Raw genomic sequence first — 1,505 nt, 5'->3', positions numbered from 1 at the left:
GACTTGCCGGACGACGAGGAAACGGTAAGTCTGACCATGGAGATGATGACTCTCTTTAAAAAAGGAGATAAATAAAATTTATAAATAAAATTCATTCTAACGAAAATTAAAAATATATAAAAGAAGAAAAATTTCAATTTTTATGTCTTGACAGAAATAGGTAAACTTGATACGATAATTTCCGATAAAAGCGATGACCGGAAGAAGTCCGATGCTCTTTGTGTCAGAGAGATGCCCAAGCGGTGAGAGGGCGTTCATAAAGAAGCGGGCGAGTCACCCGTGAGCCGGCAGAAGGAAAGGTCTGCCCGGATGCAGCCGTTATCTGTCAATGAGAGGTCATCTAGGCGACAAATCGGGTGGTACCGCGGAAGATACGCTCTTTCGTCCCAAGGCTTTACTTGAGACGAAAGAGCGTTTTTTGTATAAAAGGAGGAGTACATATGAAGTGGGACAAGGAAAAACTCGAAGGGTATAATCCCGGAGAAATTGAAGCGAAATGGTACGATTTTTGGGAGAAAGAAGGGTACTTTCATCAAGATCCCGATTCGTCTCGTGAGCCGTATAGTATTGTTATGCCTCCTCCGAATGTTACAGGGCAGTTGCACATGGGTCATGCACTGGATAATACGTTGCAGGATATTCTCATTCGCTTTAAGCGCATGTCGGGGTACAACGTAGTCTGGATTCCCGGTACGGACCATGCGGGGATTGCAACACAGGTTAAGGTTGAAGAACAGCTGGCAAAAGAAGAGGGAAAGACTCGTTACGATATCGGTCGTGAAGAGTTTTTAAAGCGAGTTTGGGCGTGGAAGGAAAAGTACGGCAATCGCATTGAACAACAGGTTCGTCGACTCGGCTCATCTTGTGACTGGTCGCGGAAACGGTTTACCATGGACGATATTTGTGCCCGTGCCGTTCGTGAAGTATTCGTGGCTCTGTATGAAAAGGGTCTTATTTACCAGGGTCATCGCATTACGAACTGGTGCCCTCATTGCCATACGGCTTTGAGCGATATAGAAGTAGATCACAAGGACGAAGCAGGCCATTTGTGGTACGTCAAGTATCCCGTTATAGGTGAAGACGACTATATCATGATTGCCACGACTCGGCCCGAAACTATTATGGGTGATACGGCCGTTGCCGTAAATCCGAATGATGAACGAATGAAAAAGTATATCGGTAAGAAGGTACTCGTTCCCTTGGTAAACAGAGAAGTGGAAGTCATTGCCGATGATTATGTAGATATCGAGTTCGGTACGGGTGCCGTCAAAATTACGCCGGCTCACGACCCGAATGACTTTGAAATGGGTGAACGCCATAATCTGGAATCGATTATGGTTATGAACCTCGACGGTACGATGAATGCCGCTGCCGGCAAGGAATATGACGGCATGACTTTAAAAGAGTGCCGTAAGGCCGTTGTTGCCGACTTGGAAAAATTAGGCCTTCTCGATCACGTAGAAGAACTCAATCATGCCGTCGGTCATTGCTCACGTTGTAAGACG

General features: G+C 45.8%; 1 protein-coding gene and 1 other annotated feature. The gene reads left to right on the top strand.

Annotated features, from left to right (window positions below; translation table 11 throughout):
• Positions 1 to 184: 184 nt before the first annotated feature.
• Positions 185 to 392 (top strand) — a binding site (T-box leader).
• Positions 393 to 440: 48 nt separating this feature from the next.
• A partial coding sequence (locus PGX78_RS02605; RefSeq protein WP_270445271.1) for a class I tRNA ligase family protein occupies positions 441 to 1,505 on the top strand: 1,065 nt, incomplete at its 3' end.

This window comes from Megasphaera sp. AF13-6AC (genome assembly GCF_027685385.1).
Lineage (GTDB): Bacteria > Bacillota > Negativicutes > Veillonellales > Megasphaeraceae > Megasphaera > Megasphaera micronuciformis.
The sequence above is the reverse complement of the archived record's forward strand: the minus strand, read 5'-3'. Positions and strand labels throughout refer to the sequence as shown.